The organism is Xenorhabdus sp. KK7.4, from assembly GCF_963876465.1.
Taxonomy (GTDB): domain Bacteria; phylum Pseudomonadota; class Gammaproteobacteria; order Enterobacterales; family Enterobacteriaceae; genus Xenorhabdus; species Xenorhabdus stockiae.
In genome coordinates this window covers 39,700-58,652 of the sequence record NZ_CAWNQF010000063.1, presented here as the reverse complement: position 1 = coordinate 58,652, position 18,953 = coordinate 39,700, and the positions used below count along the sequence as shown (strand labels likewise).

At 48.6% G+C, this 18,953-nt stretch carries 2 protein-coding genes; one reads left to right on the top strand and one right to left on the bottom strand.

Going from position 1 to position 18,953, the window contains the following annotated elements:
- Window positions 1-115: 115 nt before the first annotated feature.
- Window positions 116-2,209, bottom strand: a complete 2,094-nt coding sequence (locus tag AACS90_RS06320) for a prolyl oligopeptidase family serine peptidase (RefSeq protein WP_099122191.1) — start codon at window positions 2,207-2,209, stop codon at window positions 116-118.
- 1,012 nt (window positions 2,210-3,221) lie between these two features.
- Between AACS90_RS06320 and AACS90_RS06315 the strand changes: the two genes are divergently transcribed.
- The gene (locus AACS90_RS06315) at window positions 3,222-18,896 is read left to right on the top strand and encodes a non-ribosomal peptide synthetase (protein WP_099122162.1); all 15,675 of its coding nucleotides are present in this window, start codon (window positions 3,222-3,224) and stop codon (window positions 18,894-18,896) included.
- Window positions 18,897-18,953 lie beyond the last annotated feature (57 nt).

Below are 18,953 nucleotides of genomic sequence, written 5' to 3'. Positions count from 1 at the left end.
TCTCTTCTTTATCCTACTAAAATACCTCACAAAAAAGAGTTAGCTACCAGTAGCTAACTCCCTATCTCAAAAATATATTGTCAAAATTAATAACTCAGAATTGTTTACCTTACGTTCACGTCTTCGGTGTTCTGTTATTCAGATGAGACCACATAAATTCACTGAACATTGTATTCTGGAATGCTGTCTGTTTTTTATCGGCCGCAGCGCTGTGTCCTCCCACGGTATTTTCATAAAAATAGACTTGCTGGTAACCCATTTTCTGCATACGTGCTGCCATTTTACGTGCATGCGACGGATGGACCCGGTCATCACTGGTTGCGGTGTAGAACAATACGGGCGGATAGGCCACGTGTTCCTTAATATTGTGATACGGCGAGAAGGTTTTGATATATGCCCACTGATCCGGCTGGCTCGGATCGCCGTATTCGGCAATCCATGAGGCCCCAGCGGAAAGCTGGCTATAACGCTGCATGTCCAACAGAGGTACACCACAGACTATGCAACCGAACAGTTGTGGATACAAAGTCAGCATATTGCCGACCAGCAAACCACCGTTGCTGCGGCCACGAGCTCCAAGATGTTTTGATGATGTTACTTTTCGTGTAATCAGATCTTGCGCTACCGCAGCGAAATCTTCATAGGCGCGGTGGCGATTTTGCATGAGAGCGGCCTGATGCCAGGCCGGGCCATATTCACCACCGCCACGGATATTGGCAACGACATAAACACCACCACGCCCCAGCCAGGTTAGTCCTTCAGTGCCTATATAGTTTGGCAGTAGCGATATTTCGAAGCCTCCGTAACCATTCAGCAGCGTCGGATTACTGCCGTTCAGTTTAAGGCCTTTAGCTGCGATCTGGAAATACGGCACACGGGTTCCGTCTTTGGAACGGGCAAAATGTTGGCTGACCTGATAGTTACCAGCATCAAAATCCTTCGGTCCCTGTTTCAGTAGCTCCGTTTCACTGCTGTCAAGGTTGCCAATATACAGCGAAGCCGGATGCAGGAAATTATTGATGGTCAGGAAGTAATCATTGGTTTCCTCATCAATACCGGTGGCAGAAATATTGCTCATACTACCCGGATTGCCCAGAGGTTGCCGTTGCCAGCTATTACCCTGCGGCGTTAATACTTCAAGCCGGTTTACGACATTATCCATAATGCTGAGGATAAGGTGATCACGCGTACTACTGTAGCCACTCAGCGCTGTCTGCTCATTGGGCGTGAAAAGCACCTGTAACTCACGCTTACCTGCCAAATAATCGTCGAAGTTCGCTGCCAGCAAAGCACCGGACGGATAGCGTTTCCCTCCCACATCCCAGTCTTTACTCGGCCTTATCAAAAGCCATTCACGGTGGCTATTAATCTCTGCGTCTTCGGGGATATCAATCCTGACTTTCTGATTCTGTTTTGTCAGTAAGAAATATTCACGACGATAAAAATCCAGACTACGGCCTACATAATCACGCTCAAAGCCGAAAGTGCGATCGCGATAGGCGAATACCGCCATATCTTCCGGTTTGGCTTCATACAGTGTTTCGGCTGCACTCAATGGTGTACCGCGCTGCCAGCGTTTAGCGATTCGCGCATAGCCGGACTGAGTCATTGACCCGGGACCAAAATCAGTAGCGATAAACACGGTGTCTTTATCAATCCATGACACTCTGCTTTTGGCGACGGGGACATTGAATCCCCCCTCAACGAACCGCTTAGTCTCCAGATCAAATTCACGGATTTCGACAGCGTCTCCTCCGTCCGGTGATAGTTTCATCAGGCAGTAGCGATATTCTGGGGCCAGAGGCTGTAAACCGTGGTAGAGCCAATCCTTACCTTCTGCCTTACCCAGTGCGTCAATATCCAGCACAGTTTCCCATGCCGGTTTGGCCTTACGGTACTCTTGTAGCGTGGTGCGCCGGAGCAGGCCGCGAGGGTTAGCCTGATCCTGCCAGAAGTTATAGTAGTAATCGCCATGCTTATTGACCCACGGGATCCGAGTGTCTTTATTAAGGATATTCAGTACCTGTTGCTCTAACTTACGAAAGCTTCCCCCCTGAGTATAACGCGCGATGGTGCGCTGGTTTTCCTGTTTTACCCACCGTTGCGCGGTTTCACCCTGTAGATCTTCCAGCCACAGAAATTCATCGCTGGTGACAACCCCGTTGTCTGCGGCTATTGCAAAACGAATACTGCCGGGCAGCGCCGCCATTGCAAAGACGCCTCCTGCGGTTTGCGCACAGATTTTAATAAACTTGCGTCGATTAGTAACTGGCAAAATCAAGCTCCTTCTAATAGTGAAAAATAAAATAAGCGTTATTTCCAACATATATTTCAGCATAGAGAAAACAGAAATATTTTCTTTACGTGAATAAATAGGGCTTTCAGGCAGCATTATATCTCCAATGTTAACGTTATTTTGTTTTTATATTGAGTTTTATGATGTCAAAGCACTGAGGATTTCTGGATATTGTTGACAGAGTAGAGCTTTATATTGTTCGTTTTTTCAGCCTGATTAATCTGAGTTATATTTTGTCAAGTAATTACCCATATCATTTTTTATTATCATGACTGTATATTTTAGGTATTAATATCAAAGAGGAACCATGTCCAAAATGTTTTTTATTAATATAAAATAATATACCGGGAATTATTTTATAATTGTGATCGTTTCATTTTGGCACTAAATTCACTCATGATTTAAATAATCAGCTAAATTTGGTAATGACAAAATAGAATGCGGTGATTTCTTAACTGCATGATTTCAAGTGAAATAATTTATTTTTGATATTAATCATAAGTGTGAAAAATACAGTAATGACTTGTCGAAGGATCCTGTCGATATATTCAATTCATCCATTTTTATTTAGTTGTGGAATTAAGCGTCTATTAATAAAAATTGCGGTAGATCAAAGACGTTTATCTAAGAACAGGGAAAAAATGAAATAACTTCTCCCAATTTATTAAGTGAGCTGTTTATTCCGTTGTGACGGTAATGACTTCTGCCTGATTTTTGGTTGGCAGATTATTAACCGGAATGGAAAAACTAATACCTGAGAGAAAATGTTCCCTGAGTATCTTTCGATGCTCGGCGTGTCCGTTTTTATTTTCTCAAAAAATAAAAGAAAACAATTGTGATAGTTACTGAACGTAAATAAGCAATTTAAAAACAGCAGATATAACAGTTTTCAAATATCCAATAGATTCGTTGAGGTAGTAAAAAAATGAAAGACAGTATTACCAGCAAGAATAATATTCTTGACGCTGGGGTAGTGGATATGTCGTCAGAAAAAATGAGTGATGACATATTTACAGAAAAGTTTAATGGCTTATCTGAGACTGAATATTCTCTGTTGCCGGAAATCTGCAACTCCACGGAAACCCCGTATCCTGATCATCTATGTATTCATCAGTTATTTGAACAGCAGGCTGAGAGAACGCCAACTGCCATAGCATTAATTGCCGGCAATCAAATACTGAATTATGCGGAGCTGAATACACAGGCTAACAGGTTAGCGAATCAACTGATTGAGCAGGGTATTTGTCCGGGTGATCATGTCGCGATTCTGTTGGAGCGTTCAATTGAATTGGTGGTGGCTCAGTTAGCTATTCTCAAGTCTGGTGCCGTTTATGTTCCTATTGACCCGAATGTGCCGGATGAACGGAAAAACTGGCTGATAAACGATTGTTCCGCCAAATTACTGCTGACTGATATGCAGATGGCGACCCCACCTGAATTAGTTGTTCCCCGGCTCAGTCTTACCCTCGCAACAGAACCTATTGGAAAAGAAGAATATCGCAATCCTGATTTACGGGATACCAGTACCGGGCCAGCGTATATCATGTATACCTCTGGTTCGACAGGGCTACCGAAAGGCGTCATTGTGCCACACCGGGCTGTTGTCCGGCTGATTATTAATAATGGTTATGTTGATATTAAATCTGATGATCGCATTGCTTTTGCCGCTAACCCGGCTTTCGATGCCAGTACTTTTGAAGTCTGGGCACCACTGCTCAACGGAGCTGCGCTGGTAGTTATCGATCATACTACGTTACTGACTCCACCAGATTTTGTTCAGGCTTTACAGATTCACAGTATTACCATTCTATGGATGAGCGTCGGGTTGTTTAACCGTCTGGCTGACGAGTTATCTCCGGTGCTGCCTCAGCTTAAGCTACTGCTGGTTGGGGGAGATGTCCTCGATCCGCATATTATTGCTCAGGTGCTGCGTAAAAACCCGCCACAAAAATTATTGAATGCTTACGGCCCGAGTGAGGGAACCACGTTTACGACGACCTACCATATTCACGAGTTAGCTGCGGGAATAACCTCTATTCCTATTGGTCGGCCCATTGCCAATACCCGTGTTTATTTGCTGGACTCTGATGGGCAGCCGACAGCACCGGGAATGACGGGTGAAATTTATATCGGAGGTGATGGCGTAGCCTGTGGTTATCACAATCGCCCGGAATTGAACGCTGAGCGCTTTCTCATCGATCCGTTTAGTGAGAAAGCTAATGCTCGCATGTACCGAACCGGAGATCTGGCTCGTTATCTACCGGATGGCAATCTGGAGTTTCTGGGGCGTAATGACCAACAGGTTAAAATCCGCGGTTTCCGCATTGAACCGGGGGAAATTGAAACCCGGCTGGTGGAATATCCGGCGATACGTGAAGCCGTCGTGCTGGCTTCAGGAGAGGGGCAGGACAAACAACTTATTGCTTATGTGTTGACTCACGAGGATCACGGATTAGCTACTCGCCTGCGTGAACATCTGAGTATGCGGTTGCCGGATTATATGGTACCGGTGGCCTTTGTGCGTCTGGATGAATTCCCGCTGACGCCGAATGGGAAATTGGATCGCCGGGCATTACCGGCTCCGGGAGAAGATGATTTCGCCCGTCAGATCTATGAAGCACCTCTGGGAGAAATGGAAATTGTGCTGGCAACCCTTTGGCGTGAATTACTGGGTATACAGCGAATTAGCCGGCATGACAGTTTCTTTGCCCTTGGCGGTCATTCATTGCTTGGCGTACGGATGATTGAACACCTGCACAGTCTGGGATTAACTCTGGCTGCCAGTAATCTATTCCAGTGTCCGGTGCTGTCAGAATTGGCTCAAGCTTTGGAAAAACATCAGGCGTTAGTGATACCACCGAATGCGATTACTCCGACGACCACGATGCTGACTCCGGCAATGTTGCCACTGATTGATCTGAACCAGTCTGAGATTGACCTTATTGTTGAGCAGGTGCCGGGCGGGAGCGCTAATATTCAGGATATTTATGCTCTGTCACCATTACAGGACGGTATTCTGTTCCATCATTTGCTGGCAAAGGAAGGTGACCCTTATTTGCTGGCTTATCCGATGGTTTTTGCTGACCGTGCGTTGCTTGACCGCTATCTGGTGGCAGTGCAAAAGGTGGTTGACCGCCACGATATCCTGCGAACCGCTTTTGTCTGGCAGGGATTATCTACACCAGCACAGGTAGTCTGGCATCAGGCGTCTTTATCGGTCACTGAACTGACCTTGTCCCCGGCTGACGGACCAGTCAATGAACAATTGGCTCATCGTTTTGATCCACGTCGATATCGTTTTGAACTGAATCAGGCTCCATTGTTGCGCTTTGTCGTATCACAAGAGAACGATGGTCGCTGGCATGTATTGCAATTACAGCATCACCTGATTGGCGACCACACAACAATGGAAGTGATGCACCGCGAAGTGCAGGCTTGTCTGGCCGGGCAGGATGATCATCTGCCGGTACCGGTACCATTCCGCAATCTGGTAGCACAAGCCAGACTGAACAGTAATCAAGCAGAACATACCCGTTTCTTTACCGACATGCTGGCTGATGTCGATGAGCCAACGCTGCCGTTTGGCTTAACTGAAATACATCGTGATGGTTCGCAGGTAACACAATCGCACCGGATGTTAGCGCCGGAATTAAATAATCGTCTCCGTCAGCAGGCGAAACGTCTGGGTGTTAGTGTGGCAACTTTGTGTCATCTGGCTTGGGCACAGGTACTGGCGCGTACCAGCGGGCAGAGCAAAGTCGTGTTTGGTACCGTACTGTTCGGACGCATGGCGGCGGGGGAAGGGGCTGACAATGGCATGGGGCTGTTTATCAACACCTTGCCGTTGCGGCTAGATATTGATGATACATCGGTACACAACAGCATACGGCTGGCACAGTCCCGGCTGGCTAATTTACTGGATTATGAACATGCCTCACTGGCGCACGCTCAGCGTTGTAGTGGTGTTGCAGGCGGTACGCCGCTATTTAGTGCATTGTTGAACTATCGGCATAATGATCAACCACTTATTCCGCATGAGGTCTTACCGGGGATTGAATTTTTAGGGGAACAGGAGCGGACTAACTATCCACTTGTACTGTCAGTGGAAGATGGCGGCTCTACTCTGGGACTGACTGCGCAGGTAGTACAGCCGTTTGAGCCGGATCGGATATGTGGCTATATGCAACAGGCGCTGGAAAGTCTGGCAGAAGCGCTGGAACGGGCACCGGAAACACCGGTACGGGCACTGAATATTTTACCTGAAACGGAACGTACGTTATTGCTGGAAGACTGGAACACGACTGAAACAGCCTATCCTGCGCAGTTATGTATTCACCAGTTATTTGAACAACAGGTAGAAAAAACACCAGATGCCACAGCGTTGGTCTATGAAGGGCAGACCCTTAGCTATGCTGAATTGAACGCTCACGCCAATCGATTAGCGCATCAACTGATTGCATTGGGGATGACACCGGAACAACGGGTGGCAATCTGCATGGCTAGTTCTCTGACGCGAGTGGTGAGCTTGCTGGCGGTACTGAAAGCAGGTGGCGCTTATGTCCCACTCGATCCCGCCTATCCGGGTGAACGTTTGACACATATCCTGAATGATGCGGCTCCCTCAATCATATTAGCCGATGCCACCGGACGCATTGCGTTAGGTGAGGAAGCGCTTATCGGGCTGACTTTGCTTGAACCAAGTATCTTATCCAGTGCTTTACCCGATCAACCGGATAACAACCCGCAGGTATTAGCGCTAACCTCACACCATCTGGCCTGTGTGATTTACACTTCCGGTTCAACAGGTGTGCCCAAAGGGGTGATGGTTGAACATCGTGGGTTGGTCAATCTTATTCAGGATAAAATCAGCCAGTTCGGTATTCATTCCGGTAGCCGGGTGTTGCAGTTCGCTTCGTTTGGGTTTGATGCCAGTGTCTGGGAAACCATGATGGCGTTGAATAGTGGCGCTAATCTGGTTATTCCGGCGGATAGGGTTCGTCAGGATCCTCAGCGCCTCTGGCATTTTCTGGAAGAACAATCGGTAACGCACGCTTTTCTGACCCCGGCGCTATTACGGGATGGCGCTGATTTACCTACGCTAACGATAAAGCCGACCATAATATTAGGTGGTGAAGCACCCAGTCCAACACTCCTCCAGACATTGAGCCGTCAGGCAACTGTATTTAATGCCTATGGCCCGACAGAAATTACCGTATGTGCCAGCCACTGGCGTTGTCCGTTAAATTACACCGATACACTAGCCCCTATTGGGCGCCCGACCGCGAATACCCGTTTTTATCTGCTGGATGATGGTGGTCAACCGGTGCCTTTAGGCGCAGTGGGAGAGCTTTATATTGGCGGTTACGGTGTAACGCGTGGTTATCTCAATCGTCCTGATCTGACTGACCAACGTTTTCTGGCAGATCCGTTTACTCACGTTGTTGATGCGCGAATGTACCGTACTGGCGATTTAGCCCGTTATTTACAAGATGGTAATCTGGTGTTCGTTGGCCGCAATGATCAACAGGTTAAAATCCGTGGTTTTCGGATTGAGCCGGGTGAGATTGAAGCCCGGCTAACTGAATATCCGGCTGTGCGCGAAGCGTGGGTACTGGCGCAGGGTGACGGGCAGGAAAAACGCCTGATCGCTTATGTTGTAATAGAAGACATTGAGGCAGAAAAAGATAACGGATTAGCTACCCGCCTGCGTGAATATCTGAGTGCTATTCTGCCTGATTATATGGTGCCGGCAGCGTTTGTACATCTGGATGCCTTCCCATTGACTCCTAACGGTAAACTGGACCGCCGGGCGTTGCCAGTACCGGAGCAGAGCGCATTTGCCCGTCAGATTTACGCAGCACCACAAGGGGAAACAGAAACTACACTGGCGGCTATCTGGAGTGAATTATTAGGTATTGAGCAAATCAGTCGATATGACAACTTTTTTGCGTTGGGTGGTCATTCACTTTTGGCAGTGCGGGTGATGAATCGCCTCGCTGCTTTCGGGGTTGAACTGCCGCTGGCTGCCTTATTTACATCACCGTTACTGATAGCTTTTGCGGAGAAAATCAGTGCGCAGCGTAATGAGCAAAAGGATAACTTATCTGACATTATCCCCGTATTCCGTGACCGTAATAATAGTAGCCCTTTACCGTTGTCATTTGCTCAGCAGCGTTTATGGTTTTTGGCGCAGTTTGATGGCGTCAGTGATACCTATCATATTCCGCTGGCACTGTACTTACGAGGGCAGCTTAATATAACCGCATGGCAACAGGCGCTGGATCATCTGTTTGCCCGTCATGAAGCACTACGTTCCGTCTTCATTATGGTTAACGGTCAGCCTCAGGTTGAGCTGTTGCCAGCAGAGTTGACTCTGCCGGTGAAACAATACGACCTGCGTAATCTGCCTGATGTCGATAAGCAACTTAATATTTTGTGTGTACAGGAAGCAGAAACACCGTTTGATCTTGCCCGTGGCCCTTTAATCCGTTGTGCACTAATACAGCGGGCCGATGAGGATTATGTCTTCTTACTGACTCAGCATCACATTGTGTCTGATGGCTGGTCGTTAGAGATATTGAAATCAGAGTTGAGTGCCCTTTATTCGGCTTGTCTGAATGAACAGCCTAATCCATTACCTCCTTTGGTTATTCAATATCCTGATTATGCCGCCTGGCAGCGTAAGGTATTCTCCGATGAAAAAATGCGGACGCACAGTGATTATTGGCGCCGTACGCTGGCTGATGCGCCAGTATTACTGGAATTACCAACAGATCGTCCCCGTCCTTCCCGACAGTCATTTAGTGGTGGTCGGATACCGGTACAGATTGATGCTACGCTGGTACAGGAACTGAAACAGCTGGGACAGCAACATGACAGCACTCTATTCATGATATTGCTGACTGCCTGGGCTGCATTATTGTCGCGTCTCTCCGGGCAGGATGATCTGGTGATTGGTATACCGAGTGCCAACCGCAACCGGTGGGACATCGAGCCACTGATCGGTTTTTTTGTTAATACGCTGGCATTGCGTATTGATTTATCCGGTACGGATTCATTCGGCACATTAGACATGGAGACGCTGCTTCAGCGTGTGCGGCAGACGACACTGAGCGCACAGGAGCATCAGGATCTGCCTTTTGAGCAAGTGGTTGAGATCGTACAACCGCCACGCAGACCAGAACATACTCCGCTATTTCAGGTCATGTTTGCCTGGCAGGAGAATGACACGCAAGAGTGGCAACTACCGGGCTTAGCGGTGACTCCCGTTGTACAGGGATACGATATCGCTAAATTCGATTTACAGCTGGAGCTGACGGAAAAGGCGAGAGAGGTTGTTGGAGAACTGAATTATTCTTCTGCTTTGTTTGACCCTGAAACAATTGAAAGGCAGGTCGGCTATTTACAGACCTTATTACGGGCGATGGTAAGCTGTCCTCAACAATCCATCACTACCGTAGATATTTTATCACCTGCTGAGCGGACACTATTGCTGGAAACCTGGAATGCGCCTGTAGCGCCATATCCTGAACAGTTGTGCATTCATCAACTGTTTGAACAGCAAGTCGAAAAAACTCCGGATGCCATCGCGGTAAGGTATGAAAACCAGACAGTGAGTTATGCTGAACTGAATGCCCGATCTAACCGATTAGCGCATCAATTAATTTCATTAGGTGTAATTCCAGATCAGTCTGTCGCGATTTGTGTAACACGCTCACCAGAGAGAATAGTGAGCTTGTTGGCGGTGTTGAAAGCGGGTGGGGCTTATGTGCCACTAGATCCCGCTTACCCGGGTGAGCGTTTGGCTTATCTGCTCACTGATGCTGCCCCCACTATTTTGCTGGCGGATGATATCGGTCGGTCGGCTCTGGGTGAAGAAACTCTGAAAACACTGACTGTACTCGATCCAAATGCTCAGCCAAATCAGCCTGACAGTAATCCGAGTGTCCCTGAACTGACCTCTAAGCATCTGGCGTATGTGATCTACACTTCTGGCTCCACGGGTAAGCCGAAAGGGGTGATGATTGAGCATCAGGGGGTGGTTAACCTGACGCTGGAGCAAAGTGCCCGGCTTAATATCAGTGCAACCAGTCGGGTATTGCAGTTTGCTTCATTTGGTTTTGATGCCAGTGTCTGGGAAATCATGATGGCGCTGAGTAGTGGGGCTATGCTGGTTATTCCGACAGAAACTATCCGGCAGGATGCACATCGCCTCTGGCATTATCTGGAAGAGCAATCGGTAACACACGCGTGTCTGACTCCGGCTATGTTTCATGATGGTGCAGGTTTGCCGGAAATAGCCATAAAACCCACATTAATCTTCGCAGGAGAAACACCGGCTTCGGCCTTATTTAAGGCATTATGCGGTCGGGCTAATTTGTTCAATGCGTATGGCCCGACAGAAATCACCGTCGGTGCCACCATCTGGAACTGCCCGTCAGATTTTGTGGGAAGATTAATTCCTATCGGCAAACCAACCGTTAACAAACGCATTTATTTGTTGGACAAATATGGTCAGCCAGTACCGCAGGGTGCGGTAGGTGAGTTATATATCAGCGGCGTAGGTGTGGCCCGTGGTTATCTCAATCGCCCTGATTTGACCGCCGAACGTTTCTTACCGGATCCGTTTAGCGATGATGCTGATGCTCGTATGTATCGCTCAGGGGATTTAGTCCGTTATCTACCAGATGGCAATCTGGTCTTTGTTGGCCGCAATGACCAACAGGTGAAAATTCGCGGATTCCGGATTGAGCCGGGAGAAATCGAGGCGCATTTAACCGAACATCCGGCAGTCAGTGAAGCGCTGGTACTGGCTCTGGGGGATGGTCAGGATAAGCGTCTGGTTGCCTATATAGTGGCAAACAGAACGGATAACGAACTGGCCACCAGCCTACGTGAATATCTGAGTGCTATTTTACCTGATTATATGGTGCCGGCCGCTTTTGTGCGTCTGGATGCCTTCCCGCTGACCCCTAACGGTAAACTGGATCGACAGGCGTTACCAGCCCCTGATCAGCATGCTTTTGCTCGTCAGGTTTATGAAGCCCCGCAAGGTGAAGCTGAATGCGCGCTTGCCACTATCTGGAGCGAATTGCTGGAGGTTGAACAGATAAGCCGCCATGACAGTTTCTTTGCGTTGGGTGGCCACTCCTTGCTTGCTGTACGGATGATTGAACGCTTGCGAAATAGGGGGCTGGGTTTATCGATTCAAACACTATTCGAATCCCCGACACTCTGCATTCTGGCTCAGTCTCTGGCGCAACATTGTGAAATCACAATACCTGAAAACAGTATTACACCGGATACTATGACGCTGACGCCGGAAATGTTGCCGCTGATTGATCTGACTCAGTCAGAGATTGACCGTATAGCTGAACAAGTTCCGGGCGGAATTAGCAATATTCAGGATACCTATGCTTTGTCACCGTTACAGGATGGCATTTTATTCCACCATTTGTTGGCAAAAGAAGGCGATCCTTACCTCCTGATAACCCAACAGGCTTTTGCGGATCGGTCTTTGCTGGACCGATATCTGAGTGCCGTGCAACAGGTCGTTGACCGCCATGATATTCTGCGTACCGCTTTTATTTGGGAAGGATTATCCGTTCCGGCTCAGGTCGTTTGCCGTCAGGTTCCTTTATTCATCACAGAGCTGACACTCGATCCGGCTGACGGGTCGATCAGTGACCAGTTGGCTCAACGCTTTGATCCGCGCCAGCACCGTATTGACCTGAATAAAGCACCGTTATTGCGCTTTGTCATTACCCAGAATACCGATGGCCGCTGGATCCTGTTACAGCTGCTGCATCACCTGATTGGCGACCATACCACGCTGGAGGTGATGAACAGTGAAGTACAGGCGTATCTGGCTGGTCGGGGAGATAGCCTGCCGCCTTCAACACCATTCCGACATTTAGTAGCACAAGCCCGGTTAGGAACCAGCCAGCCGGAACATACCCGTTTCTTTACCGATATGCTGATGGCAGTGGATGAGCCAACGTTGCCGTTTGGATGGGCAGAAGTACACCATGACGGCTCGAAAGTGGCAGAATCACATAGAATGTTAACGTCTGCACTGAATCTTCGTTTGCGTCATCAGGCCCGTCGTTTGGGCGTCAGTGTGGCTGCACTGTGCCATCTGGCCTGGGCGCAGGTGTTGTCGCGCACCAGCGGTCAGAAGCAAGTGGTGTTTGGCACGGTATTATTCGGGCGCATGGCTGCCGGTGAAGGTGCCGACAATGGCATGGGTTTGTTTATCAATACCTTACCGCTACGACTGGATATGGATGAAACTCCTGTGCTGGAGAGTGTACAAGTCGCCCATACCCGATTAGCGGGATTATTAGCGCATGAACATGCTTCACTGGCGCTGGCTCAGCGTTGTAGCGGAGTCGCCAGTGGCACACCGCTGTTTAATGCGCTGCTGAATTATCGGCATAATACACAACCGGTCGTGCTGGATGAAACCACCAACGGAATTGAACTTCTTGATGCACAGGAACGGACTAACTACCCGTTTGTGTTGTCAGTAGAAGATGGTGGTTCTGATTTGGGGCTGACTGCGCAGGTAGTACAGCCATTCGATCCGGAAAGGTTGTGTGATTATATGCAACAGGCGTTGGAGAGCCTGACTGAAGCTCTTGAGAAAGCACCGGAAATGCCAGTACAGATGTTGGAAGTCCTGCCTGATTCAGAACGGAATTTATTGCTGCAAACATGGAACGCGACGGAAGCCGCATACCCTGACCAGCTGTGTATCCATCAACTGTTTGAGCAACAAGTTAAAAGTACTCCGGACGCTACCGCCTTAGTGTATGAAGATCAATCTGTTAGCTATGAAGAATTGAATGTTCGGGCTAACCGGCTGGCCCACCAGCTTATCGAACTGGGTGTTGTACCAGATCAGCGGGTAGCGATTTGCATGGCAAGTTCACCGGCGCGGATAGTCGGGTTATTGGCAGTATTAAAAGCGGGTGGAGCCTACGTACCACTGGATCCGGCTTACCCGGGTGAACGCCTGAAACATATTTTGTGCGATGCTGAACCGGCTATCTTATTGGCCGATAATACCGGACGTTCAGCGTTATCAGGCCAGGCACAAGATGAGCAATCAGCACAAATGATTGCGCAGTTAATTGTACTCGACCCGAATACATTACCCGAACAGCCGGATAATAATCCGCAAAATAATCCGCAAATCGCTGCATTAACTTCCAGTCATCTGGCCTATGTGATTTATACCTCTGGCTCTACGGGTAAGCCGAAAGGCGTAATGGTCGAGCATCGTGGGCTCGTCAACCTTATCCGCGATAAAATCAGCCAGTTCGGTATTCACTCCTGTAGCCGGATGTTGCAATTCGCTTCATTTGGTTTCGATGCCAGTGTCTGGGAAATTATGATGGTACTGGGAAGCGGTGCCAGTCTGGTTATTCCGGATAACACTGTTCGTCAGGATCCGTGTCGTCTCTGGCATTATCTGGAAGAACAGGCAGTCACTCACGCTTGCCTGACCCCGGCACTGTTGCAGGACGGTGCTGATTTACCGGCATTGAAGATAAAACCGACTATTATTTTAGGCGGTGAAGCACCCAACCCGTTACTTATCCGGACACTGAGCCGTCAGGCAGCCGTATTTAATGCTTATGGCCCGACAGAAATAACCATTTGCGCTACTGCCTGGCACTGTCCGCCAGACTATCAGGGTGAGCAGACGCCTATTGGACGTCCAACCGCGAATACCCGGATTTATCTGTTGGATACCTGCCACCAGCCAGTTCCTTTAGGTGCGGTGGGTGAGTTGTATATTGGCGGTGACGGTGTAACGCGCGGCTACCTCAATCGTCCTGAATTGACGGCTGAACACTTCATGACAGATCCATTTAGTAATAAACCGAATGCACGGATGTACCGAACCGGGGATTTGGTTCGTTACCTGCCGGACGGTAATCTGGTCTTTGTTGGCCGCAACGATCAACAGATTAAAATCCGTGGGTTCCGGATTGAACCGGGGGAAATAGAAGCCCGGTTGACCGAACATTCCGCAGTACGGGAAGCATTAGTTTTGGCATTAGGTCATGAACAGGATAAACGGCTGGTAGCTTATGTGGTGGCAGAAGCGAATGATGGACTGGTGAGTCTTCTGCGTGAACATTTGAGCACGTTATTGCCTGATTATATGGTGCCGTCGGCCTTTGTACGTCTGGATGCTTTCCCGTTGACCCCTAACGGTAAACTGGATCGCCGGGCGTTACCGGTGCCGGGAGAGGACTCATTTGCGCGTCAGGTTTACGCAGAGCCACAGGGGGAAACAGAAATCGCACTCGCCGCTATCTGGCATGACTTACTGGGCGTTGAACAAATCAGCCGATATGACAGTTTCTTCGCGTTGGGTGGTCATTCATTGCTCGCGGTGCGCATGGTCGAACGGTTGCGGAGTCTGGGCTTAACTCTGGCGGTGCGTGACTTGTTTCAGTCTCCTGTGCTGTCTGAACTTGCACAAACCCTGACGCAAAATCAGGGTGAAGGTGTACCAGCCAATGTTATTACACCGGAAACGGCAGAACTAACTCCCGAGATGTTACCGTTAATTGGTCTCACTCAGCCTGAGATTGATCACATCATCGAACAAATACCGGGCGGGATTGCCAATATTCAGGATATTTATGCGCTGTCGCCGCTACAGGATGGCATTTTGTTCCACCATTTATTAGCAAACGAAGGTGACCCGTATTTACTGGCTGGCCAGATGGCTTTTGCGAACCGGACTCTGCTGGATCGTTATCTGAGCGCCGTTCAACAAGTTATTAATCGGCATGATATCTTACGTACTGCTTTTATCTGGGAAGGGTTATCCGTTCCTGCTCAGGTGGTTTGCCGTCAGGCACGATTATCAGTGACTGAACTGACACTCGACTCCGTGAATGGGCCAGTCAGTGAACAGTTATCTCAACGTTTTGATCCCCGTCACTATCGCCTTGATTTGGGGCAAGCGCCATTACTACGTTTTGTTGTGGCGCAAGAAACGGATGGTCGCTGGATTGTACTGCAACTGATGCATCATCTGATTGGCGACCATACCGCATTGGATGTGATGAGTCATGAAGTGCAGGCCTATCTTGACGGACAAGAAAACAATCTGCCCGTACCGCCTCCTTTCCGCAATCTGGTTGCTCAGGCTCGATTGGGAGTCAGTCAGGAGCAGCATGTTCGTTTCTTTACCGATATGCTGGCTGAGGTGAATGAACCAACGTTGCCATTCGGATTGACAGAAGTTCATCATGATGGTTCGCAAATCACAGAATCTCACCGGATGTTGACCGCAGAATTGAATAACCGTTTACGCAATCAGGCCCGACGCCGGGGTGTCAGTCTGGCAGCTTTGTGTCATTTAGCCTGGGCGCAGGTGCTGGCGCGTACCAGTGGGCAGGAGAAAGTCGTATTCGGTACGGTGTTATTCGGGCGAATGGGTGCCGGTGAAGGTGCCGACAATGGTATGGGGCTGTTTATCAATACATTACCGCTGCGACTGGATATGGATAATACTCCGGTACAGGATAGCGTACAGGTGGCACATCGCTGGCTGGCAGGGTTGTTGACACATGAACATGCGTCGCTGGCACTGGCGCAGCGTTGCAGTGGAGTGCAGGGCGGAACCCCATTATTCAGTACCTTGCTGAACTACCGCCATAACGCATTGCCGGTGACTTCGAATGAAATCATGGACGGTGTTGAATTCCTTGGGGCACAGGAGCGAACTAACTATCCGTTTACCCTGTCAGTGGAAGATTTTGGCGAAGCGTTGGGATTAACTGCACAAATTGTTCGGCCATTTGATCCAGAACGGGTGTGTAGTTACATGCAACGGGCGCTGGAGAGTTTGGTCGACGCGCTGGAACAGGCACCGGAAACACCTGTGCGGATGCTGGAAATTTTGCCAGAGTCAGAACGGAACTTGTTGCTGCAAACATGGAACGCGACGGAAGCCGCATATCCTGACCAGTTGTGTATCCATCAACTGTTTGAGCAACAAGTTGAGAATACACCGAACGCCACTGCCGTGGTACATGAAGGACAGACACTTAGCTATACGGAATTAAATAGTCTCGCTAACCGACTGGCCCACCAATTAATTGAGTTGGGTGTACAACCTGATCAATGGGTAGCAGTTTGCGTGAAGCGTTCACCATCAGGGATAACGGGGCTATTGGCAGTACTGAAAGCGGGGGGAACATATGTACCACTGGATCCTGATTATCCCGGTGATCGTCTGGTTTATATGCTGAATGATGCCGCTCCGCTGGTGGTATTGGCAGATAATACCGGCCGTGCCGTATTGAGTGAGGAAACTATCGCGAAATTAACGATAGTTAACCCGGATGATATCCTGCCTGACCAACCGGATCATAATCCACGGGTTTCGGCGTTAACATCACGGCATCTGGCTTATGTGATTTACACTTCCGGTTCTACGGGCATGCCGAAAGGCGTGATGGTTGAGCATCGAGGATTCGTTAACCTTATTCAGGATAAAATCAGCCAGTTTGGCATTCACTCTCATAGCCGGATGTTGCAATTTGCTTCATTTGGATTCGATGCCAGTGTCTGGGAAATTATGATGGCTTTATGTGGTGGTGCCACTCTGGATATTCCTGCTGATGCAGTTCGTCAGGATCCGCATCTCTTTTGGCGTTATCTGGAAGAACAATCAATAACTCACGCCTGTCTGACACCAGCGCTATTGCAGGATGGTGCTGATTTACCGGAGATAAACATCAGGCCAACCTTAATATTGGGCGGTGAAGCGCCAAATCCTGTGCTAATTCAGACATTGCGCGACCGGGCAACTGTATTCAATGCCTATGGCCCAACAGAAATCACAGTATGCGCTACTGTCTGGCGTTGCCCATCAGACTATCAGAATGGATTTATTCCTATCGGGCGTCCGACAGCGAATACTCAGATTTATCTGCTGGATAATGATGGACGGCCAGTTCCATTGGGGGTAGTAGGGGAGATATACATTGGTGGTGACGGTGTAACGCGTGGTTACCTCAATCGACCTGATTTGACGGCTGAGCGTTTTCTGGTTGACCCATTTAATCAGGCACCGGATGCACGAATGTACCGAAGCGGCGATTTAGCCCGTTATTTACCGGATGGTAATCTGGTCTTTGTTGGCCGCAACGATCAACAAGTTAAAATCCGTGGGTTCCGGATTGAACCGGGGGAAATAGAAGCCCGGCTAACAGAATACCCGACAGTGCGTGAAGCTATTTTATTGGCGCTGGGTGAGGGACAGAATAAACGACTGGTGGCCTATGTTGTGGCAGATAAGGATAGCGGGCTGGTTAATTCTCTACGTGAATATTTGAGCGCTTCGTTGCCTGATTATATGGTACCCGCCGCCTTTGTATGTTTGGATGCTTTCCCGCTGACCCCTAACGGTAAGCTGGATCGCCGGTCTCTGCCGGAACCTGATCAGAATGCCTTTGCGCATCAAACCTATGAAGCACCACAAGGAGAGGTGGAGATAACTTTGGCTGCTATCTGGCGTGAATTGCTGGGGGTTGAGAAAATAGGCCGGCATGACAATTTCTTTGCACTTGGAGGGCACTCGTTGCTCGCTATGCGGATGATAAACCTTGCCGCAGATCGTGGTTTGATGTGTACATTGAATAACCTCTTTCAATTCCCTGTGCTGACTGAACTGGTATCAAAAATGACATTAGATCCGCTGTCTCAACCGCAAAGCAGTGCGATACCCGTGCGCTCATCCGGAATGGAGCCACCACTATTTTTTGTTCCCAGCGGCATGAATGACTACTCTTATGTTTTTGGGTTATCTCAATATATTCATCCCGACTATCCGGTTTATGTATTACCCTGGCCTTCCGTCAATGAAGAGCAGGTATCAACTATTGAAGCGTTAGCCGACAAAATGATTACCTTCATGAAATCGGTTCAACCGGAAGGACGATACCGGATCTATGGCTACTCTTCTGGTGGTGTATTAGCTTATGCCATTGCTCAGCAACTTTTGAATGCCGGTGAGACTGTCGATTTTCTGGGGTTGATTGATACACCAGCTCCTCACTGCTTTAAGCAACAAATCATTCAGCCAAAACTCCAGTTCCTTGCTGAACTGGCAAAACAGTCGGGTGGGGAGCATGAAGAGAAGATAGCGATATTGCATCAGAAAATTGATCAATTAGGTTTGGTTCAATTTATTGCCGCAGCACAGAAGTTAGAACTGTATTCGGCGAACCTCCGCCCTGACTTGATCGCAAGGCGTTGGGAACAGATGGGAAATTATGTGCAAATGATTAAAGCCTATGAACCAGAAGTATTGGAGATAATGCTTCATCAATTCTACGCAACGGAGCCTTACCCGCAAATTCCTTTCGTTACCGAAACGCTATTACCTTCTTTAAGTATGGAGCCATCGTTAGGCTGGGAGCAGGTCGTACCTGACACTTTACTCCAGCTGACACCTGTACCGGGCGACCATTTTAGCCTGATGGAGGACAGTACGAATAAAGTTATTTTGGCTAAAACCCTAAGCAGGGCACTGGAAATGAATTGTGAAGCAGAAATGGTGTAATACTAGTGATGTTGCAGAAATAGCAAGCAATCATTAATAACAATAATGCTCGGTCAA

Bases quoted from the DNA above. Each gene is read 5' to 3' on its own strand.
- AACS90_RS06315 (WP_099122162.1), top strand. From the start codon at position 3,222: ATGAAAGACAGTATTACCAGCAAGAATAATATTCTTGACGCTGGGGTA.
- AACS90_RS06320 (WP_099122191.1), bottom strand. From the start codon at position 2,209: ATGGCGGCGCTGCCCGGCAGTATTCGTTTTGCAATAGCCGCAGACAAC.